The organism is Rhodococcus sp. K11/5 (assembly GCF_055193735.1).
The window spans coordinates 1,754,331-1,772,919 of the sequence record NZ_CM143721.1; the positions used below are offsets into that span (position 1 = coordinate 1,754,331).

At 67.8% G+C, this 18,589-nt stretch carries 17 protein-coding genes; 7 read left to right on the forward strand and 10 right to left on the reverse strand.

Translation table 11 applies throughout. The features are described from left to right. Nucleotides 1-20 precede the first annotated feature (20 nt). Together ACY466_RS08540 and ACY466_RS08545 are read right to left on the reverse strand one after the other, a co-directional pair. Complete coding sequence (locus ACY466_RS08540; RefSeq protein WP_463251630.1) at nucleotides 21-869, reverse strand: chromosome partitioning protein ParB; 849 nt, start codon at nucleotides 867-869, stop codon at nucleotides 21-23. After that, the gene (locus ACY466_RS08545; protein WP_463251632.1) at nucleotides 859-1,578 is read right to left on the reverse strand and encodes a metallophosphoesterase family protein; all 720 of its coding nucleotides are present in this window, start codon (nucleotides 1,576-1,578) and stop codon (nucleotides 859-861) included. The genes ACY466_RS08540 and ACY466_RS08545 overlap by 11 nt, the downstream gene beginning before the upstream one ends. A gap of 40 nt (nucleotides 1,579-1,618) precedes the next feature. On the opposite strand from ACY466_RS08545, the gene ACY466_RS08550 reads away from it, so the two are divergent. From ACY466_RS08550 to ACY466_RS08565, 4 genes are all read left to right on the forward strand, one after another. Continuing rightward, nucleotides 1,619-2,209: a suppressor of fused domain protein gene (locus tag ACY466_RS08550; protein WP_463251634.1), complete on the forward strand. Its 591-nt coding sequence runs from the start codon at nucleotides 1,619-1,621 to the stop codon at nucleotides 2,207-2,209. A gap of 37 nt (nucleotides 2,210-2,246) precedes the next feature. Further along, the gene (locus ACY466_RS08555) at nucleotides 2,247-3,146 is read left to right on the forward strand and encodes a PHP domain-containing protein (protein ID WP_463251636.1); all 900 of its coding nucleotides are present in this window, start codon (nucleotides 2,247-2,249) and stop codon (nucleotides 3,144-3,146) included. Then, nucleotides 3,143-3,400, forward strand: a complete 258-nt coding sequence (locus ACY466_RS08560; protein ID WP_463251638.1) for a hypothetical protein — start codon at nucleotides 3,143-3,145, stop codon at nucleotides 3,398-3,400. The genes ACY466_RS08555 and ACY466_RS08560 overlap by 4 nt, the downstream gene beginning before the upstream one ends. 265 nt (nucleotides 3,401-3,665) lie before the next feature. After that, nucleotides 3,666-4,814, forward strand: coding sequence for an NAD(P)-dependent malic enzyme (locus ACY466_RS08565; RefSeq protein ID WP_463252184.1), 1,149 nt, complete (start codon nucleotides 3,666-3,668; stop codon nucleotides 4,812-4,814). Nucleotides 4,815-4,821: 7 nt separating this feature from the next. On the opposite strand, the gene ACY466_RS08570 is transcribed toward ACY466_RS08565, so the two are convergent. From ACY466_RS08570 to ACY466_RS08585, 4 genes are read right to left on the reverse strand one after another with little or no spacing between them, the layout of a single operon-like run. Then, entirely contained in the window at nucleotides 4,822-5,514 is a 693-nt protein-coding gene (locus tag ACY466_RS08570; RefSeq protein ID WP_463251640.1) for an ABC transporter permease, read from the reverse strand. Continuing rightward, nucleotides 5,511-6,194 carry an ABC transporter permease gene (locus tag ACY466_RS08575; RefSeq protein WP_463251642.1) on the reverse strand — a complete coding sequence of 228 codons (684 nt, stop codon included), beginning with the start codon at nucleotides 6,192-6,194 and terminating at the stop codon, nucleotides 5,511-5,513. Before ACY466_RS08575 ends, ACY466_RS08570 begins: the two co-directional genes overlap by 4 nt. After that, nucleotides 6,194-7,336, reverse strand: a complete 1,143-nt coding sequence (locus ACY466_RS08580; protein ID WP_463251644.1) for an ABC transporter ATP-binding protein — start codon at nucleotides 7,334-7,336, stop codon at nucleotides 6,194-6,196. The genes ACY466_RS08575 and ACY466_RS08580 overlap by 1 nt, the downstream gene beginning before the upstream one ends. Beyond that, a complete protein-coding gene (locus ACY466_RS08585) occupies nucleotides 7,333-8,259 on the reverse strand; it encodes an ABC transporter substrate-binding protein (RefSeq protein ID WP_463252185.1) in 927 nt (308 codons plus the stop codon). The genes ACY466_RS08580 and ACY466_RS08585 overlap by 4 nt, the downstream gene beginning before the upstream one ends. A 165-nt stretch (nucleotides 8,260-8,424) precedes the next feature. Between ACY466_RS08585 and ACY466_RS08590 the strand changes: the two genes are divergently transcribed. Further along, nucleotides 8,425-9,270: a glycine betaine ABC transporter substrate-binding protein gene (locus ACY466_RS08590; protein ID WP_463251646.1), complete on the forward strand. Its 846-nt coding sequence runs from the start codon at nucleotides 8,425-8,427 to the stop codon at nucleotides 9,268-9,270. A gap of 94 nt (nucleotides 9,271-9,364) precedes the next feature. Here ACY466_RS08590 and ACY466_RS08595 read toward each other — a convergent pair whose 3' ends face one another. Genes ACY466_RS08595 through ACY466_RS08605 form a run of 3 tightly spaced genes read right to left on the reverse strand, consistent with a single transcriptional unit; the run spans nucleotide 9,365 to nucleotide 12,707 of the window. Then, nucleotides 9,365-10,279 (reverse strand): alpha/beta hydrolase, encoded by a 915-nt coding sequence (locus ACY466_RS08595; RefSeq protein ID WP_463251648.1) that lies wholly within the window; start codon nucleotides 10,277-10,279, stop codon nucleotides 9,365-9,367. A gap of 8 nt (nucleotides 10,280-10,287) precedes the next feature. Beyond that, complete coding sequence (locus tag ACY466_RS08600) at nucleotides 10,288-11,121, reverse strand: SDR family NAD(P)-dependent oxidoreductase (RefSeq protein WP_463251650.1); 834 nt, start codon at nucleotides 11,119-11,121, stop codon at nucleotides 10,288-10,290. Next, entirely contained in the window at nucleotides 11,118-12,707 is a 1,590-nt protein-coding gene (locus tag ACY466_RS08605; protein ID WP_463251652.1) for a flavin-containing monooxygenase, read from the reverse strand. Before ACY466_RS08605 ends, ACY466_RS08600 begins: the two co-directional genes overlap by 4 nt. Before the next feature lie 76 nt (nucleotides 12,708-12,783). On the opposite strand from ACY466_RS08605, the gene ACY466_RS08610 reads away from it, so the two are divergent. Further along, entirely contained in the window at nucleotides 12,784-13,458 is a 675-nt protein-coding gene (locus ACY466_RS08610; RefSeq protein WP_463251654.1) for a TetR/AcrR family transcriptional regulator, read from the forward strand. Nucleotides 13,459-13,513: 55 nt separating this feature from the next. Further along, nucleotides 13,514-14,545, forward strand: coding sequence for a beta-ketoacyl-ACP synthase III (locus ACY466_RS08615; protein ID WP_463251656.1), 1,032 nt, complete (start codon nucleotides 13,514-13,516; stop codon nucleotides 14,543-14,545). Nucleotides 14,546-14,700: 155 nt separating this feature from the next. On the opposite strand, the gene ACY466_RS08620 is transcribed toward ACY466_RS08615, so the two are convergent. Next, the gene (locus tag ACY466_RS08620; RefSeq protein ID WP_463251658.1) at nucleotides 14,701-18,528 is read right to left on the reverse strand and encodes a multifunctional oxoglutarate decarboxylase/oxoglutarate dehydrogenase thiamine pyrophosphate-binding subunit/dihydrolipoyllysine-residue succinyltransferase subunit; all 3,828 of its coding nucleotides are present in this window, start codon (nucleotides 18,526-18,528) and stop codon (nucleotides 14,701-14,703) included. Between the last annotated feature and the right edge of the window lie 61 nt (nucleotides 18,529-18,589).

The window sequence follows — 18,589 nt, forward strand, 5'->3', positions numbered from 1 at the left end:
GACGGAAGCGGCGCCCGGACTCAGTCCGGCGCCGCTTCTTTCAGTTGCGCGATGATCTGATCGTTCCAGATGTGGCTGCGCACGAGGCGGTACCGCTCGCGCGCGACCCACAGGTAGGCCTCGGCGTCGGTGTGGCGGGTCAGCATCCCGCCGACGGACCGCACCATGCGCACGACGGGCAGGAACTCCTCGCCGAACCAGCGCCGGGCCACCGTGTTGCGATCGACGAACTCGCCCCGCTCCTGCATGAGGCGAAAGCCCCACGCCTCGACCGCATCGCTGAGTTCGGCGAACTGCCACGGGTCGGCGAACTCGATGGCGTCGCGGGCCTTGCCGGTGAGCGGAACCCGCGACAGGAAGATGCGGCGGTGGTCCTTGACCAGCAGATCGCCCTTGGTGGCGATGCCGTCGGGCGAGATGCGGGTGACGATCTCCGTCACGTGGGCCTCGATGAGGGTCGAGTGCATCGCGCAGGCGATGGACACCCGGTGGTGACCGTCGATCACGAAATGCATCTGCCCCACCCGGTACACCTCGATGGGCGGCATGGACTCGCCGCGTCGCCAGGCGGTGGCCAGGCGCTGCCACCGCTCACGGGTGCGGGTCGAGGTGGGCCGGAAATACCGATCGAAGTCGCGGGTGCGGTCCACGCTGCCGACGATGGAGTCGACCCGGATGACCTCGAGCCCCACTCGACGCTCGCGAAGCTTGCCGAGGGCGGCCACCACCTCGTCGAACGGCAGGATGGTGTTGATGTCGTCGGGTTGGCGACGGAGCCACCCGACGAGACGTGCGACGTCGGCGCGTCGCCGTTGCCGACTGAAGTCGTTCTGCGCGTCCGCAGCGGGAAAGCCGGTGTCACGAACCATGGCGTCGTCTTCCGATGATGGGGGCCGTGGCGCCACCCGGGGTGATGTCGAGCAGGGCGTAGCCGACCGTGTTCAGCACGGTGGCGCCGTGCAACTCCAGATCGGCCGGAACTCTACCGTGCGGATGGATGTGGCCGTGGACGAGCAGTTGGGGCCGCAGGGCCTCGGTGAGCGGATCGAGACACCGGAAACCGCGGTGCGGTGCGTCGTCGCCGTCCCCGACGCCGAAGGGCGGACTGTGGGTCAGGAGCACGTCGATGGTGCGACCGGAGCCGCCGTTCGGGCTTCGGCGAAGGGCGGGATGCCACCGGTGCGTGCGCACGACCCGCGCCGCTCGGCGCTTCTGCTGCCGTTCGGTCCACTGGTTGGGTCCGTCGCGGTACTTGATCGAGCCGCCCAGCCCCGCGATCCGCAGACCGGCGACCGTCACCACTCGGCCGTCGGCGTTGATCGCGCCGTCCGGACCGGGCCACGAGCTCGGGAGACCGGCACGCATCCACCCGGCGCGTCCCGCCGAATAGCCGGTCAGATCGGCGTCGTGATTTCCGGGGACGAAGACGCACGGCGCGTCGAACACGTCGGACAGGTGTTCGAGGTAGTCGAACGGCAGGTCGCCGGCGCCGAGAACGACGTCGGCGTCGAACGGCTTGTCGCGCCCGCTCCACAGGCCCTCGACGACCTCGTCCGACACGGTCAGTACCTTCACCACACCCGCGACCGTACCGGTAGGCGATGGTTGGATGGACCGTGTGAGCGACGACGTGGTCCAGCGAGTACGGGCACACCTGCGTGCCGAACTCGGCGACGACAACCCCGGCACGGCGTCCGTGACGTTCCTCGGACTCGAGCCGATGGACATCCTGCGCTTTCGGCCCGACGACGCGGGCGTGATCAGGTTCGCCTCGGTCGGATGCTCCCGTCACCCGATGACCGATCCGGGTGCGATGGTGGCCGACCCCCACCGCGGTCCGCGGGCAGAACTGGTCCTCGGACTGCGCACCCGCGATCCGACGGTGACGACGGTCAAGACGGCCTTCGCCATCCTCGCGGCGTCACCGGCGGTCGAGGGCGTCGTCTTCGTTCCCGACGCGTTGATCGATCTGGGGGAGCCGTTGTGGAACGGCGCCCCGTTCACCGCGGTACTGGTGACCGAGGGCCGGACCGTCCCCGAACTGGTGCTCGACGAGCCGTACGATCCGGTTCACTTCTTCGACATCGTTCCCATCACCAGCACCGAGGCCGCCTGGGTTCGCCTGCGCGGGGCGGACGCACTGCGCGACGCCTGGGCCGAGGCGGGGATCGACGTGCTCGATCCGAATCGAGCCGCGGCCCGACTGTAGGAGCCGGGGGAGGTCGGCATCTGAAAGACTCGGCGATGTGCGTATCGACCTCCACACCCATTCGACGGCATCGGACGGAACCGAGTCCCCGGCCGAGTTGATCGCGACCGCTGCCTCCGCCGGACTCGACGTCGTCGCGCTCACCGATCACGACACGACGTCCGGATGGGACGCGGCGGCGGCTGCGCTCGCGACCGTGCCGTTGTCGCCGGATCTGGTCCGCGGCATGGAGATGTCGTGCCGAGGGCGAGGTGAGGACGGCGAGCCGGTCACGGTGCACCTGCTGGCATACCTCTTCGACCCCGGCAACGAGCGCTTCGCGGCGGAGCGCAGACGTCTACGCGACGAGCGCACCGTCCGGCTGCGGTCGATGATGGAGCTGATGCAGGCCGCCGGCTACCGGCTCGACCCGGACGCGATCCTCGCGGCCGCCGGTCCGGCCGCGGGTCGCCCACACCTCGCTCGGGCACTGGTGGAGGCGGGGGTCGTCGGCAGCGTCGACGAGGCCTTCGCCGACCTGCTGAAGACGGGCGGCCGGTTCTACCGAGACAAGGAGGACACCGAGCTGGCCGATGCCGTCCGCATGATCGCCGACGCCGGTGGGGTGTCCGTGATCGCGCACGCCCGCGCGCGCACCCGGGGTCGATTGCTCCACGAGGACCACATCCACGAACTCGCCCGGTCGTCGCTGTTGCACGGGTTGGAAGTCGACCACCCCGATCACACGCCGGAGGACGCCGGGTTCCTGAGAGACATCGCGGCTCGATACGACCTGATCGTGACCGGGTCGTCCGACTACCACGGCAGCAACAAGACGACGCCCATCGCACTGCGTACCACCGCGCCGGACCAGTACGAGAAACTCGTCCAGCGCGCCACCGGCGTCCCGGTACTGTCCGGCAGCGCATCGGCCGGGTCGGAGCGCGAGCGCAGATGAGGGCGCTCAGTGGAAGTGTCGCGGCCGGTCTGGTGGTGCTGACCGCGCTGGTCATCGCGGCGTCGATCCTGGGGGAGGACCGCGGCTTCCCGGGCCCCGGAACCGCGTCCATCGCCTGGCACGTGGCGGCCTGTGTCGGTGCGTTGATCCTCCAGGCCGTGGCCGATCATCGACACCGAGCGGTGTCGTTCCTGGGATCGCTCGGAGTCCTGGTGGTGGCCGGAGCCCTGCTGTGGACACAGTGGTGGAACTGATCCGACCTCGATCGACGGGTCGTTTGCACGCGTGTCGACGCCGATGGCAGACTGACGACACCAGTTCGTCGCGCCACCACTGCGTCGAATTCTCGTCTCCTCGAATCTCGAGAGCGTCGAATCGCACGAGCGCCGGCTGACCCGCCGCGCGCCGTCTCGTGCGAGACCGTCCCTCCCCGCGCGTGATTCGCGGATCGAGAAGGAGTTCGCAGTGCCTGCCTCCACCGACCGGCCGACCGTCGCCGGGTCCGACGACCTGACCACCATCACCGAGGACGAGATCTTCGCCGCGCACGCCGGGGGGAAGCTCTCCGTCGAGCTGACCGGCCCCCTCGAGACCAAGCGCGATCTGTCCATCGCCTACACCCCCGGAGTGGCGGCCGTCAGCCGGGCCATCGCCGCGGACCAGGACCTCGTGTCCCGCTACACCTGGACCGAGCGTCTGGTCGTCGTGGTCAGCGACGGCTCCGCCGTCCTGGGTCTGGGCGACATCGGTCCCCGCGCCTCGCTGCCCGTGATGGAAGGCAAGTCGGCGCTGTTCAAGAAGTTCGCCGGTCTGAACTCGATCCCCATCGTGCTCGATACCAACGATCCGGACGAGATCGTCGAGACGCTGATTCGCCTGCGGCCTTCCTTCGGTGCCGTGAACCTGGAGGACATCTCGGCGCCGCGTTGCTTCGAGATCGAGCAGCGGGTGATCGAAGCGCTCGATTGCCCGGTGATGCACGACGATCAGCACGGCACGGCGATCGTGGTGCTCGCCGCGCTGATGGGTGCGGCCAAGGTCCAGAGCCGGGAGGTGACCGACCTGTCGATCGTCATCTCCGGAGCGGGGGCAGCCGGGGTGGCATGCGCCAACATGCTGCTGTTGGCGGGGGTCCGCGACGTGGTGGTTCTCGATTCCAAGGGCATCGTGGGACCGGGACGCACCGACCTGAACCCCGTCAAGAAGGATCTCGCCTCGCGGACGAACCCGCGGGGGCTCGACGGCAGCGCCGCCGACGCACTGAACGGCGCCGACGTGTTCCTCGGCCTGTCCGCCGGGACCATCGGGGAGGATCTGATCGAGTCCATGGCGTCGGGAAGCATCGTCTTCGCACTGTCCAACCCGGACCCCGAGATCCACCCGGCCGTCGCGCGCAAGCACGCCGCGATCGTCGCGACCGGTCGAAGCGACTACGCCAATCAGATCAACAACGTCCTCGCCTTCCCTGGCGTGTTCCGCGGGGCGCTGGACGCGGGCGCGCGTCGCATCACCGAGAACATGAAGCTGGCCGCGGCGCAGGCGATCCTGTCGGTGGTGGGTGACGATCTCGGGGTCGACATGATCGTTCCGAGCCCGCTCGATCCGCGGGTGGCCCCGGCGGTCGCGGAAGCGGTCGCCGAGGCGGCACGCGCCGACGGGGTCGTCTGACCGCGGCTCAGGGGGTGCTGGGGACCTTCGGGGTGGGGCGCAACCGGGCCGTGCCCGGCGCCGACGCCCACACCGCGAGGGCCAGCAGGCCGTCGACCACCAGCGCGAGGGCCGCGACGAGGATGGCGCCGACCAATACCCGGTCGTAGCTGTACAGCGCCAACCCGTCGAAGATGTAGCGACCGAGGCCGCCGAGGTTGACGTATGCGGCCACCGTGGCGGTCGCGATGACCTGCAGCGTCGAGTTCCGGATGCCGCCGACGATGAGCGGAAGGGCGTTGGGAACTTCGACGCGGAACAGCACCTGCCGTTCCTTCATGCCCATCGCGCGGGCGGCATCGACCACGGGTGCGTCCACGTTCGCGATACCCGCGTAGGTACCGGCCAGGATGGGGGGAATCCCCAGCAGGACCAACGCGATGAGCGGCGGTACCAGGCCGAGTCCGAGGAGCAGGACGAGGAACGTCAAGATGCCCAGGGTGGGCAGCGACCGCAACGCGTTCACCGCACCGACCAGGGCGACCTCGCCGCGCCGCAGGTGCCCGATGGCCAGGCCCAGCGGGATCGCCACCACCGCGGACAGCAGGACCGCGAGCAGGCTGTAGTAGAGGTGTTCCATCAGACGAGTGGCGATGCCGGTGGCTCCGGACCAGTTCGCACCCGTCGCGATGTAGTCGAAGGCTTCGGTGAAGATGCTCATGCCGAGTGCCCCTGAACGACGCGGGGTTCGGTGGGTGCAGCGGCCGATCCCGCCCGGGTCCACGGCGTGAGTGCTCGGCCCAGGAAGTAGAGGACGGCGTCGAAGAACAAGGCCAACACGACGATGGCGATGATGCCGGCCAGGATCTGATCGGGGAAGTCGCGCTGATACCCCTGGGTGAAGAGCACGCCGAGCCCGCCGATACCTATCACGGATCCCACGGACACCATGGAGATGTTGGTGACGGCCACGACGCGGATGTTGGCGACGAGGACCGGAAGCGCCAGGGGCAGTTCGACCGTCGCGGCGCGCCGCACCGCTCCGTACCCGACGGCCGTGGCGGCGTCGACGACGTGCGGGGACACCGAATCGAGTGCTTCCGGCACGGCGCGAACCAGCAGAGCGGTGGAGTAGACCGACAGAGCGATCACCACGTTGAGCGGATCCAGGATGGGCAGGCCCACGATGGAGGGGATGGTGACGAACAGGGCGAGCGAGGGCACCGTGAACGCGACGCTGGCCACGACGAGAGTGAGTCGACGCAACCAGGCCACCGACCGCACCGCGGTTCCCAGCGGAATCGCGACGAGCAGGCCCACCGCGAGCGGAACGAGCGCGAGGTAGAGATGCGTGCGCGTGAGGTCGAGGACGATCTCGAAGTTGTCGATGAGCCAGCGCATCAGGGCGTCGACCCGTCGAAGAACGTCCTACCGCGGGCCTCGTCCTCGGCGCGCCGCTGCTCGGCGAGGAGGGCGATCACCTCGGTGGCGTCGATGCCCCCGACCACCCGACCGTCGTCGTCGATGGCGACCCCGATTCCCGACGGCGACGAGATCGCCGCGTCCAGCGCTTGCCGCAGATCCCCGCCGCGGGGGAACAGCGACCCGCCCGCGGACGTGCACTCGGTGAGATCACGGCCGGACCGAAACCCCTCGAGCCCGGTGACGTCCATCCACCCGCGGGGCCGCTCGTCGTCCCCGACGACGAGAATCCACTCGCCGGATTCCAGTCGCACCGATTCCAGATCCCGATCGGTACCGGTGCGGATCTCGTGGATCCGCACGTCGTGGGCACCTCGGAAGGACAACCCCCGGTACCCGCGATCCCGACCGACGAACGACGCGACGAAATCCGTCGCCGGGGAGGACAGGACCACCTCCGGGGTGTCGTACTGCTGCAGTCGGCCGCCCGTACCGAACACGGCGATCCGATCACCGAGTTTGATGGCTTCGTCGATGTCGTGGGTGACGAAGACGATGGTCTTCTTCAGGTCGGCCTGCAGCCGAAGCATCTCCGTCTGCAGGTCCTCGCGCACCACCGGGTCCACGGCACTGAACGGTTCGTCCATCAACAGGATCGGGGGGTCGGCGGCGAGCGCCCGTGCGACGCCGACCCGTTGCTGCTGACCGCCCGAGAGCTGTGCCGGGTACCGGTTGGCCAGCGCGGGGTCGAGCCCCACCCGTTCGAGGACCTCCATCGCCTGCTTGCGGGCCGTGCGCCGCGACGTACCGGTGAGCACCGGGACCGTGGCCACGTTGTCCACCACCGTGCGGTGGGGTAGCAGGCCGGCACTCTGGATGACGTATCCGATGCCCAGCCGCAGCTTGACGGCATCGACGCCGGCGATGTCGCGGCCGTCCACCGTGATGGTCCCGGACGTCGGCTCGATCATCCGGTTGATCATGCGCATCGAGGTGGTTTTGCCGCAGCCGGACGGACCGACGAACACGGTGAACGACTCGGCGTCGATCTCGAGGTCGAGCGAGTCGACCGCGGTGGTGCCACCGGCGAATGCCTTGGTGACCCGCTCGAAGGAGATCACGAGATCGGCTGATCCAGGCCTTGTTCGGCGATCCAGGCCTGCGCGGCCGCCGCCGGTTCGGTGCGCGCCCCGCCGGAGACCTCGGCGTTCAGTTCCAGGAGCTCCTCCGTGGTGAGCTTCTCCGACACGGCGTCGAGCACGGCGATCAGCTCGGGCGTCGACTTCGCCGGGTTGAAGACCGGAACGACGTTCTGGGCCGGGAAGTTGTTGTCCGGGTCGCCCAGGACCACGAAATCGTTCTCCGCGATGGCCGGCGTGGTGGTGAACAGGTTCGCCACGTCGATGTCGCCCGACGCGAGAGCAGCGACGGTGGCGGGGCCACCGCCGTCCGCGATCGGCACGAAGTTGGCCTCGGGGATGTCCACGCCGTACAGATCACGCAGGCCGGGGAGACCGACGGGACGCTCGGCGAATTCCGGCGGGCCGCCGAACTGGATCTCGCCCGCGTACGGAGCGAGGTCCGAGATGTTCGTGAGGTTCCACCGCTCGGCCGTCTCGCGGGTGACGACGACGCCGTCCTTGTTCTCGGCCGGGGCCGGGGTGGACGACGCGAGATCGTCGCCGAGGGCCTCGACCAGCGCGGCGTCGACGTCGGCGGGTGCGGTGGCCGTGGACTCCGGGTCCAAGTACAGCACCAGGTTGCCGGTGTAGTCCGGGATCATGTCGATCGAGCCGTCCTGGACAGCGGGAATGTAGGCCTCGCGGCTACCGATGGACAGGCGAGTGCTGGCATCGAACCCGTTGACGGACAGCACTTCTGCGTAGATGTTGGCCAGGATCTCGGACTCGGTGAAGTTCGCGGACCCCACCACGATGGTGTTCGGGTCGGTGGAGCCGCCGCCCCCACTGCTCAGCGGATCGGAGTTCCCGCCGCAGGCGGACAGGGCGAGGGCGCCGACCGCGACGACGGCGGTGGCGGCGATCCGGCGCGAGGTGGCGCTGCGTGTCTTGTTCACCGGCCGAGTGTAACGATAGGGGCGGACACGAACCCGACGTACCGACGAATCGGACCGGGCTCACGACAAACGGACGAGAGTGATGATGTGACGCGGAGTCGGTGTGGCGGTGCACGTCCGGCCAGGGGGGTCGTGGTCGCGGCCCTGACGGCGGTCCTCGTCGCCGGATGCGCGAGCGCGCCCGATCCCGACTCGGTGGGAACGGGTGCCCTCACGGTGGCCGCGACGGACTCCGACGTCTCGGCCGTTCTCGCCTACCTGTACTCCGGAGCGCTGGCGCGAACCGGTGCCGAGACCTCCGTCGTGGAGGTCGACGACCGGCAGGATGCTCTGACCGGACTCGACGATGGATCCATCTCGTTGCTCGCCGATTTCTCCGGGGACCTGCTGGCCGAATTGGACCCGGCGTCGAGCGCGACGGAACCGGACGCGGTCTTCGAGGCGTTGGCCCGATCCTTGCCGGAGTGGTTGTCGGTGTCGGACTACGCGGCCGCCGAGAATCGCGAGACCGTGTCGGTCTCGTCGTCGACCGCGAGTGCCCTCGACGAGGCCACGATGGCAGGGCTGGCGCCGCTCTGCGGATCGCTGGTCGCAGCGGTCGGGTCCGGGCTGTCACCGGAGGAGGCGGTCGAGCCGCTCGCCGAGGTCTACGGTTGCCGATTCGCGAGCACGATCGTGGCGTCGGGAACACCCGAACCCGACGCGACCACGGTGACCGTCGTGCCGGCGACCGAGGTGGGGAGCGACGACGCCGACGCCGACACGGTCACGCTGGCCGATTCCGATCAGGCGTACACGGCGCGGAACGTGACTCCACTGTTTCGCAAAGGGCTTCTGTCCGAGAGGAACTCGACGGCGTTGACCACTCTTGCCGGTGAACTGACCACGGCGGACGTGGCCGATCTGGTGGTTCGGGTGCGAGCCGGGGAGAGCGCCGCGGTCGCGGCGGACCGGTGGCTCGACACCCGGACGCTCTGACCGGGCGTAGGCAGGGTTCGTCGCAGACACGGGACTCGTGCGACTACGTAACTCGTGCGACTACGTAACTGGTGCGGCTACGGGACTCGTGCGGTCACCGGGCCAGACGCTCCGCGAGAAACGCGCCGAGCTCGTCGGTGGCCTCGGCCGCCTCGCGCATCATCGTCGCCTGCAGATGCGCGACGTGCCACAACTGCGGCAGCTCGGTGCAGCCGACGTCGACACCCGCGAGTCGCAGGGCCTCGACGAAGGCGATCACCTGCGGGTGGAGGATTTCGGTCGTCGCGACGTGCACCAGGGTCGGGGGGAAGCCGCTCAGCGAGCCCCGTGCCGGTGCGTAGCCCGGATCGAGCGCGTCGGCGGCGCCGCGGTAGCGGTCCGCGGAACGCCGAAGCCACCGGTCGGTCAACAGCATGTCGCGCGGGGCCGGGAAGTCCTGATCGGACGGGTCGACCCACGGCGACACCAGCGCGAGCGCAGCCGGCACGATGCCGCGATCGACGAGGCGCCGCACGGTCGCGGCCGCGAGCCCGCCCCCGGCGGAATCGCCCGCGATCGCGATGCGGGACGGGTCCGTTCCGTTCGCCACGATCGCGTCGAAGACCGCCTCGGCGTCGTCGAGCGCCGCGGGGTACGGGTGCTCCGGGGCGAGTCGATAGTCCGCCACGACGAGCACCGAGCCGCTTGCCTTCGCGAGGGACGCCGTGAAGGCGCGGTGCGTCTGCGGCGACCCCGACATGTAGGCGCCGCCGTGTAGATACAGGACCACGGTGCGTCGTTCCGTCGCGCCCACGGTGACCCGTTCGACGGGTACGCCGCCGAGGTGCTCGCGTCGGGTGACCGTCCCGTCGGGAAGTGGTTGCAGTCCGGCGACGGCATTCAACAACGATCGCTGAACGCCGACCGGAACCCGACCGTCGAGCGCCACACGGTAGAACGGCGACAGCGCGGCCGCGACCGCGCGACGCGGCAACTCGACGGGGCGTAGGACGCGGGACAGTATCGACATCGCCCGGCTCAGGCCGCCGGGCGCGGGAGAACTCGGCCCGCCACGCGTACGACCAGGTCCTGATACTTCGATCCGGTGACGCGAGCGAGGAGGTCCAGAGCCTTGGCGTCCCGGCCGATCAGCACGCGCGCCTTGTTCTTCTCCACGCCGCGCAGGATGACCTGCGCCGCTTCGTCGGGTGTGGTGATCGCGAGTCGCTTGTCGAACAGCTCGGCCACGGATTTCTGGTCCTGCCCGTCGGCCACGGTGGCGTTGCGCGCGATGGCGGTCTTGATGCCGCCGGGATGCACGCAGGTGACACGGACCGGCAGCTTGCCGATGAGCATTTCCTGGCGAAGCGACTCGGTGAACCCGCGCACCGCGAACTTCGCTGCGTTGTAGGCCGATTGAGACGGAATGGACAGCAGGCCGAACAGGCTCGAGATGTTGACGACGTGGCCGTCGCCCGACTCGACGATGTGCGGAAGGAACGCCTTGGTCCCGTTGACGACTCCCCAGAAGTCGACGTCCATGATCTTCTCGATGTCCTTGAACTCGGACTTCAGGACGTCACCGTGGAACGCGATACCGGCGTTGTTGTAGATCTGGTTGATCTTTCCGTAGTGCGCCTTCACCGTGTCGGCGTAGTCGCAGACCGACTGACGTTCGCTGACGTCGAGGTGATCGCTGCGCACCGTACCGCCGAGAGCCTCGACGGCCGAGACGGTCTGCGCGAGGCCGATCGAGTCGACGTCCGAGAGCGCCAGCTTCGCGCCGCGGCGAGCCAGTTCGAGGGCCAGGGCTCGTCCGATACCGGAACCGGCCCCGGTCACCACCGCCACACGTCCACGAAATTCACTCATCGGCTGGTCACCTTCTCGTCGTCGTTGCGCGTGTCGTTCGGAACCGGCGACGTGTCCGCGACCGCCCGCGGCCGCGAGACGTCCGTGGCCGGGACACTGGTGTACGCGTCCAGATCGAAGTTGCGGGTCATCTTACGGAACTCGAAGGTGAATCCGGGCCAGAGCGTCGTGTTGTTCCCGTGCTTGTCGAGGTACCAGCTGGCGCATCCACCGTTCATCCAGACGCTGGTGGACAGTCGCTCCTGCAGGTAGCGGTTGTAGTCGTCCTGCTTGTCCTGACGCACCTCGACGACGCCGAGGTCGTGGCGGTCGATCGTGTTCAGAGCGTCGACGAGGTAGTTCAACTGGCTCTCGATCATGAACACCATCGAGGTGTGGCCGAGTCCGGTGTTGGGGCCGACGAGGAAGAAGAGGTTGGGGAAGCCGGCGATGGCGGCGCCCTTGTATCCCTGCTGTCCCCCCTCGTCGAACACGTCCGCGAGCGAGCGTCCGTGCCTGCCGTAGATGCCCTGGAACGTGGGGGAGTCGGTGACGTGGAATCCGGTCGCGACGATCAGCGCGTCGATCTTCCGCTCGGTACCGTCCTTCGTGACGATCGAGTCGGCCGTGATCTCGGCGATGCCGTCGGTCACCAGGTCGACGTTCGGACGATCCAGGGCCGGGTAGTAGGCGTTGGAGATGAGCATGCGCTTGCAGCCGATCCGGAAGTTCGGGGTGACCTTCTCCCGCAGCGCGCGGTCGGTGATCTGACTGCTGATCTGGCGACGCGCTGCGATCTCGAGCGGCTTCATGAACAACGGGATCTTGGTGAGGCCCACGACCTGCGTCTCACGGGTCGCGTAGATGCCGGCACGCGCGAGCCGCTGGAAACCGGGGACGTACTTGAAGGCGAACTTCTCGATGCCGGTGTACTCGCGGTCGGCGCGCGGCAGCACCCAGGGAGCGGTGCGCTGATAGACGTCGAGGTGTGCGACGTCCTTCGCGATGGCGGGCACGATCTGGATGGCCGAGGCGCCGGTGCCGATGACGGCCACGCGCTTGCCCGTCAGGTCCGCGTCGTGGTTCCACTGCGCGGAATGGAAGACCTCGCCTCGAAACGACTCGATGCCGGTGATGTTCGGCAGGTTGGGCTCGGCGAGGGCTCCCACTGCGGACACCAGCTTCTTGGCGGTGTAGTTGCCGGTGCTGGTCACCAGGTCCCACTGCGAGGTGTCGTTGTTCCACCGGGCGGACTCGACGTGGCAGCCGAAGACGTGGCGTCCGTAGACGTCGTACTTGTTCGCGACCGAGGTGATGTACTTCTGGATCTCCGGCTGCTTGGAGAACGAGCGGGTCCAGTGCGGGTTCAGCGCGAACGAGTACGAGTACAGGTGGGACGGCACGTCGCACGCCGCGCCGGGGTAGGTGTTGTCCCGCCACGTTCCGCCGACGTCCTTGCCCCGTTCGAGAACGAGGAAGTCGGTGCGACCCTGCTGGCTGAGCTTGATCGCGGCCCCCAGGCCGGCGAATCCGCTGCCGATGATGATCGTGTCGACGTACCGGGCGGGCGCCGCCGCAGTGTCGGTATCTGTAACCGGAAGACTCATGCAGTGAGCGTAAGGCCTTACTGAGTGCGAGTCAACAGTTGTTGATCAACGTTCAACAGCGTGTTTTCATGGAAGGGTGAAGCGAACCAGGCTGACGCCCGACCAGCGCCGCGCGCAGCTCATCGAGCTCGGCGTGACCATGCTCAGCGATCGTCCCCTCGATCAGATCTCGGTCGAGGACATCGCGGACCAGGCCGGGGTCTCGCGCGGTCTGCTGTTCCACTACTTCGACTCGAAGCACGATTTCCACGTCGCCATCGTGCGGCACACCAGCCGGGAGATGCTCGAGCGCACCGAGCCGCCCGAGGGTCTCGACCCGTTCTCGACCCTGCTGGTGACGCTGACGTCCTACGTGGATTACGTCGTCACCGAGAGTTCGAGCTACGTCTCGCTTTTGAGGGGAACGGCCAGCGGCGATCCCGACATGCGGGCGGTCTTCGAGGACACCCGGAACCGGATGGTGGATCGGACGCTCTCGCAGTTGCCCCGGCTGGGTCTCGAACGCACCCGGGAGATCGTGCTCGCCGTGCGGGGGTGGATCGCCTTCACCGAGGAGGTCACCATCAGTTGGCTGCGCGAGCCGGCGGCCATGGAACGGGAGGACCTGATCGCCTTGCTCGCTCGCGCTCTTCCCGCGGTGGTGCTGCCGCCGGACGCGGCATCGGCTCTGCTGGCGGAGTATCCGCTCGCGCGACACGGGGACGTCGAATCGACACCAGATCCGTTCGGCGCTGCTGCACCAGTAACGTAGGACGACGATACCCCGCGACCGGTCGCGGGATGCAGCACGAGAGGACGGCTTTTCGATGGGTGCGAAGATCTCCATTTCGACCGAACCACGGCATTCCGCCATTCTGAGCCTCGGCGCGTACCGCCCGGAGCGGGTGGTCACGAACGAGGAGATCTGCGAATTCATCGACTCGAGCGACGAGTGGATTCGCACGCGCACCGGCATCGAGAGTCGACGTTTCGCCGGTGAGGACGAGAACGTCGTCACCATGTCCATCGAAGCGGGACGACGCGCCCTCGACGCCGCGGGGATCGATCCGGCCGAGATCGGATGCGTCATCGTCGCGACCTCCACCCACTTGCTGCTCACCCCGCCGGCCGCGTCGATCGTCGCCGACAAGCTCGGAACCGGTGGCCCCGGTGCCTTCGACCTCGGCGCGGGGTGCGCCGGGTTCTGCTACGGGCTCGGACTCGCCTCGGACATGATCCGCAGCGGGACCGAGGACAAGGTCCTCGTGATCGGAACCGAGGAACTCTCGGTCACCACCAGGCCCGACGATCGCGGCACCCGGATGATCTTCGGTGACGGCGCCGGCGCCATGGTGGTCGGCCTGAGCGACGAACCCGGGATCGGTCCGATGGTGTGGGGGTCGGACGGATCGCAGTCCGACGCCATCAAGCAGGACAAGGACTGGATGCAGTACTTCGCCGACCTGAAGGAAGATCCCAACGCGGATCGCCCCTGGATCGCGATGACCGGTATCGCCGTCTTCCGTTGGGCCGCTTTCGAAATGGCCAAGGTGGCGCGCGAAGCCATCGACAAGGCGGGGATGACGCCCGCGGATCTCGACGTGTTCGTTCCGCACCAGGCGAATTCGCGCATCACCGACCTTCTCGCCCGCAGTCTCGAACTGGGGGAGCACGTCCCGGTGGCCAACGACATCGCGGAGGCCGGCAACACCTCCGCTGCCTCCATTCCCCTTGCGGTGGAGGAAGTTCTGCGCACCGGCAAGGCGAAGAAGGGCGACACGGCGCTGCTGCTCGGCTTCGGCGCGGGGCTGTCCTACGCCGGCCAGGTCGTCACTCTTCCGGCCGGACCGACCGAGTAACCGACACACGTAGAACGAACCAGCGCGGGGCGTCGACGGACATCGTCGACCCCCGCGCTTCGTCGTGTCCGCGCCCGAAGTGCGTGCGACGAGAACCGGGCCGATGTCACTGACGTGACATCGGCCCGGTTGTCGGTGCGGCTTCGACCGGCGGACTACTTACCGTTGAACGCGGTGTCGATGATCTCCTGCTGCTCGACCGCGTGCACCTTGGTCGAACCGGACGACGGCGCCGACATCGGACGCCGCGAGACGCGCTTGATGCCGCTGAGCCGATCCGGTAGCAGCTCCGGGAACGCGAGGCCGAAGGTCGGCCACGCACCCTGGTTGGCCGGCTCTTCCTGGACCCAGCGGAACTCGGTGGCGTTGGGGTAGCCGTCGAGCGCCTCGGCTATGCGTCGATGCGGGATCGGGTAGAGCTGCTCGACACGCACCAACGCGACGTCGTCGCGTTTGTTCTTCTGCTTGTAGGCGAGCAGTTCGTAGTACAGCTTGCCGCTCACCATCAGCACGCGCTCGACCTTCTTGCGGTCGCCGTCGCCGGTGTCGTACGTGGGCTCGTCGAACACCGAGTGGAACTTGTTGTCCGTGAAGTCCTCGATGTTGCTGACCGCAGCCTTGTTGCGCAGCATCGACTTCGGCGTGAACACCACCAGGGGACGCTGGATGCCGTCGCGAGCGTGGCGACGCAGCAGGTGGAAGTAGTTCGCGGGCGTCGACGGTACGGCGACCGTCATCGACCCCTCCGCGCACAACTGGAGGAAGCGCTCGATGCGACCCGAGGTGTGGTCCGGGCCCTGACCCTCGTGGCCGTGTGGCAACAGCAGCACGACGTCGGAGAGCTGACCCCACTTGGCCTCACCGGACGAGATGAACTCGTCGATGATGGACTGCGCGCCGTTGACGAAATCGCCGAACTGCGCTTCCCACAGCACGAGCGCGTCGGGGTTGCCCACCGAGTAGCCGTACTCGAAGCCGACGGCCGCGTACTCGCTCAGGGCGGAGTCGTACACCAGGAACTTGCCCGGGTTGTCGCTGCCGATGTTGTGCAGCGGTGTGTACTCCTCGCCCGTCTTTCGGTCGATGATCACCGAGTGGCGCTGAGTGAAGGTGCCGCGGCGGGTGTCCTGACCGGAGAAGCGGATCAGCTTGCCCTCGTCGATCAGAGTGCCCAACGCGAGCAGCTCGCCGAACGCCCAGTCGACCTTGCCCTCGTAGGCCATCTCGCGACGCTTGTCCAGGACGGGCTGCACGCGCGGGTGCACGGTGAAGCCGTCGGGGATGTCGACGAACGCGTCGCCGATGCGATGGAGCACCGACTTGTCCACCGCGGTCGTGAGCTTGGCCGGCAACTGCTGGTCGAGCTCGACCGACTCGCTCGGCTCCGGGGTGTACTTCTCGAGCTCGCGAACCTCGTTGAAGACGCGTTCGAGCTGTCCCTGGTAATCGCGGAGCGCGTCCTCGGCTTCCTTGAGCGAGATGTCGCCACGGCCGATGAGCGACTCGGTGTAGCTCTTGCGCACGCTGCGCTTGGTGTCGATCACGTCGTACATGGCCGGCTGCGTCATCGAGGGGTCGTCGCCCTCGTTGTGGCCGCGGCGGCGGTAGCAGATCAGATCGATGACGACGTCCTTGTGGAACGTCTGACGGAAATCGACCGCCAGGCGGGCCACCCAGGCGCAGGCCTCGGGGTCGTCGCCGTTCACGTGGAAGATCGGAGCGCCGATCATCTTCGCGACGTCCGTGCAGTACTCCGAGGACCGGGAGTGCTCGGGGGCGGTGGTGAAGCCGACCTGGTTGTTCACCACGATGTGCACCGTTCCGCCGGTGCGGTATCCGCGCAGCAAGGCGAGGTTGAGCGTCTCCGCGACCACACCCTGACCGGCGAAGGCGGCGTCTCCGTGCAGCATCAGCGGGAGAACGCTGAAGCCGTTCGAGCCGTCGCCCTTGTCGAGCAGGTCCTGCTTCGCGCGGACCAGGCCCTCGAGCACGGGGTCGACCGCCTCGAGATGCGACGGGTTCGCCGTCAACGACACCGCGATGTCGTTCTCACCGAACATCTGGATGTAGTTGCCCTCGGCACCGAGGTGGTACTTCACGTCGCCGGAGCCGTGAGCGGCCGCCGGGTTCATGTTGCCCTCGAACTCGGTGAAGATCTTGGAGTACGGCTTGCCGACGATGTTCGCCAACACGTTGAGCCGACCGCGGTGCGGCATGCCGATGACGACCTCGTCGAGGCTGTGCTCGGCGCACTGGTCGATGACGGAGTCCATCATCGGGATGACGGACTCGGCGCCTTCGAGCGAGAACCGCTTCTGCCCGACGTACTTGGTCTGCAGGAAGGTCTCGAACGCCTCGGCCGCGTTCAGCTTGCTCAGGATGTACTTCTGCTGGGCGACCGTGGGCTTGACGTGCTTGGCCTCCACGCGCTCCTGGAGCCAGCCGACCTGGTCGGTCTCGAGAATGTGGGTGTACTCGACACCCACGTGGCGGCAGTACGAGTCGCGCAGGACGCTCAGCACGTCGCGCAGCTTCATCTTGTCCTGGCCGTGGAACCCGCCGACGTTGAACTCGCGGTCGAGATCCCACAGCGTCAGACCGTGACTGATGACGTCGAGATCGGGATGCATCCGGAACTTGTCGCGGGTGAACATCAACGGATCGGTGTCGGCCATCAGGTGCCCGCGATTGCGGTACGCCGCGATGACCTCGAGCACGCGGGTGTTCTTGTCGACGGTGCCGGCGGGCAGGTCACGACGCCAGCGAATCGGCTCGTACGGGATGGCGAGACCGTGGAAGATCTCGTCGTAGAACTCGTCGCTGATCAGCAGGTTGTGGATGGTCCGCAGGAAGTCGCCGGACTCCGCACCCTGGATGATGCGGTGGTCGTACGTCGAGGTCAGCGTCATGAGCTTGCCGACGCCCATCTCGGCCAGACGCTCCTCGCTCGAACCCTGGAACTCCGCGGGGTACTCCATGGCGCCGGCGCCGACGATGGTGCCCTGGCCCTGCATCAGACGCGGAACCGAGTGCACGGTGCCGATGGTGCCCGGGTTGGTCAGCGAGATCGTCACGCCGCTGAAATCCGCACCGGTCAACTTGCCGTCCCTGGCGCGCCGGACGATGTCCTCGTACGCGGAGTGGAACTGCGTGAACGTGAACTTCTCGCACCCCTTGATGGCGGCGACCACCAGAGACCGAGAACCGTCCTTGCCGGGCAGATCGATCGCGAGACCGAGATTGGTGTTGGCCGGCGACACCGCATTGGGCTTGCCGTCGATCTCGGCGAAGTGGGTGTTCATGCCGGGGAAGGACTTCACGGCCTGCACGATGGCGTAGCCGAGGAGGTGCGTGAACGAGATCTTCCCGCCGCGGGTGCGCGCGAGGTGGTTGTTGATCACCAGGCGGTTGTCGATCATCAGCTTCGCGGGGATCGCGCGGACGCTGGTGGCCGTCGGGATCTGCAGCGACGCGGTCATGTTCTTCGCGATCGCGGCGGAGGCTCCGCGGAGCACCTTGGTGGTGTCCTCCTCCGGGGTGTCCTTGTCGGTTGCCTCGGCGGGAGCGGACTTCGCGGGGGTGGGTCCGCCGGCGGCTGCGGACTTCGCCGCGACCGCCTTCGGGGCCGATGCGGGCTTGTCCGACTTCGGAGCCGATTCGGTCGACGCGGCCTTCTTCTTGTCCTCGGCGGGCCTCGTGTCCGCGGCGGGCTTGGCCTCGGGGGCGGACTTCTCCGCCTTCGCCGGAGCCTTGTCCGCCTCGGCCGGAGCCTTCTCCGCCTTCGCGGGAGCCTTGTCGGCCTTCGCCGGGGCCTTGCCGTTGCCGGTCGAGGCCGCACCGTTACCGGATGTTGCTGCAGGAGCGCCCGATTCGGCAGAGGCAGCGGGGTCGCCGCCCCCCGACTGCTCCGGGGTGTAGTCGGCGAGGAACTCGTGCCAACTCTCGTCGACCGAGGACGGGTCGGTCTTGAAACGCTGGTACATCTCTTCGACCAACCACTCGTTTTGTCCGAACTGGGTTGTAGAACTGCTGCTCACGGCAGGT

Coding starts and splice junctions, on each gene's coding strand:
- ACY466_RS08570 (WP_463251640.1), bottom strand. CDS start 5,514: ATGAGCATCTTCACCGAAGCCTTCGACTACATCGCGACGGGTGCGAAC.
- ACY466_RS08615 (WP_463251656.1), top strand. CDS start 13,514: ATGGGTGCGAAGATCTCCATTTCGACCGAACCACGGCATTCCGCCATT.
- ACY466_RS08575 (WP_463251642.1), bottom strand. CDS start 6,194: ATGCGCTGGCTCATCGACAACTTCGAGATCGTCCTCGACCTCACGCGC.
- ACY466_RS08595 (WP_463251648.1), bottom strand. CDS start 10,279: ATGTCGATACTGTCCCGCGTCCTACGCCCCGTCGAGTTGCCGCGTCGC.
- ACY466_RS08605 (WP_463251652.1), bottom strand. CDS start 12,707: ATGAGTCTTCCGGTTACAGATACCGACACTGCGGCGGCGCCCGCCCGG.
- ACY466_RS08560 (WP_463251638.1), top strand. CDS start 3,143: ATGAGGGCGCTCAGTGGAAGTGTCGCGGCCGGTCTGGTGGTGCTGACC.
- ACY466_RS08620 (WP_463251658.1), bottom strand. CDS start 18,528: ATGTACCAGCGTTTCAAGACCGACCCGTCCTCGGTCGACGAGAGTTGG.
- ACY466_RS08540 (WP_463251630.1), bottom strand. CDS start 869: ATGGTTCGTGACACCGGCTTTCCCGCTGCGGACGCGCAGAACGACTTC.
- ACY466_RS08600 (WP_463251650.1), bottom strand. CDS start 11,121: ATGAGTGAATTTCGTGGACGTGTGGCGGTGGTGACCGGGGCCGGTTCC.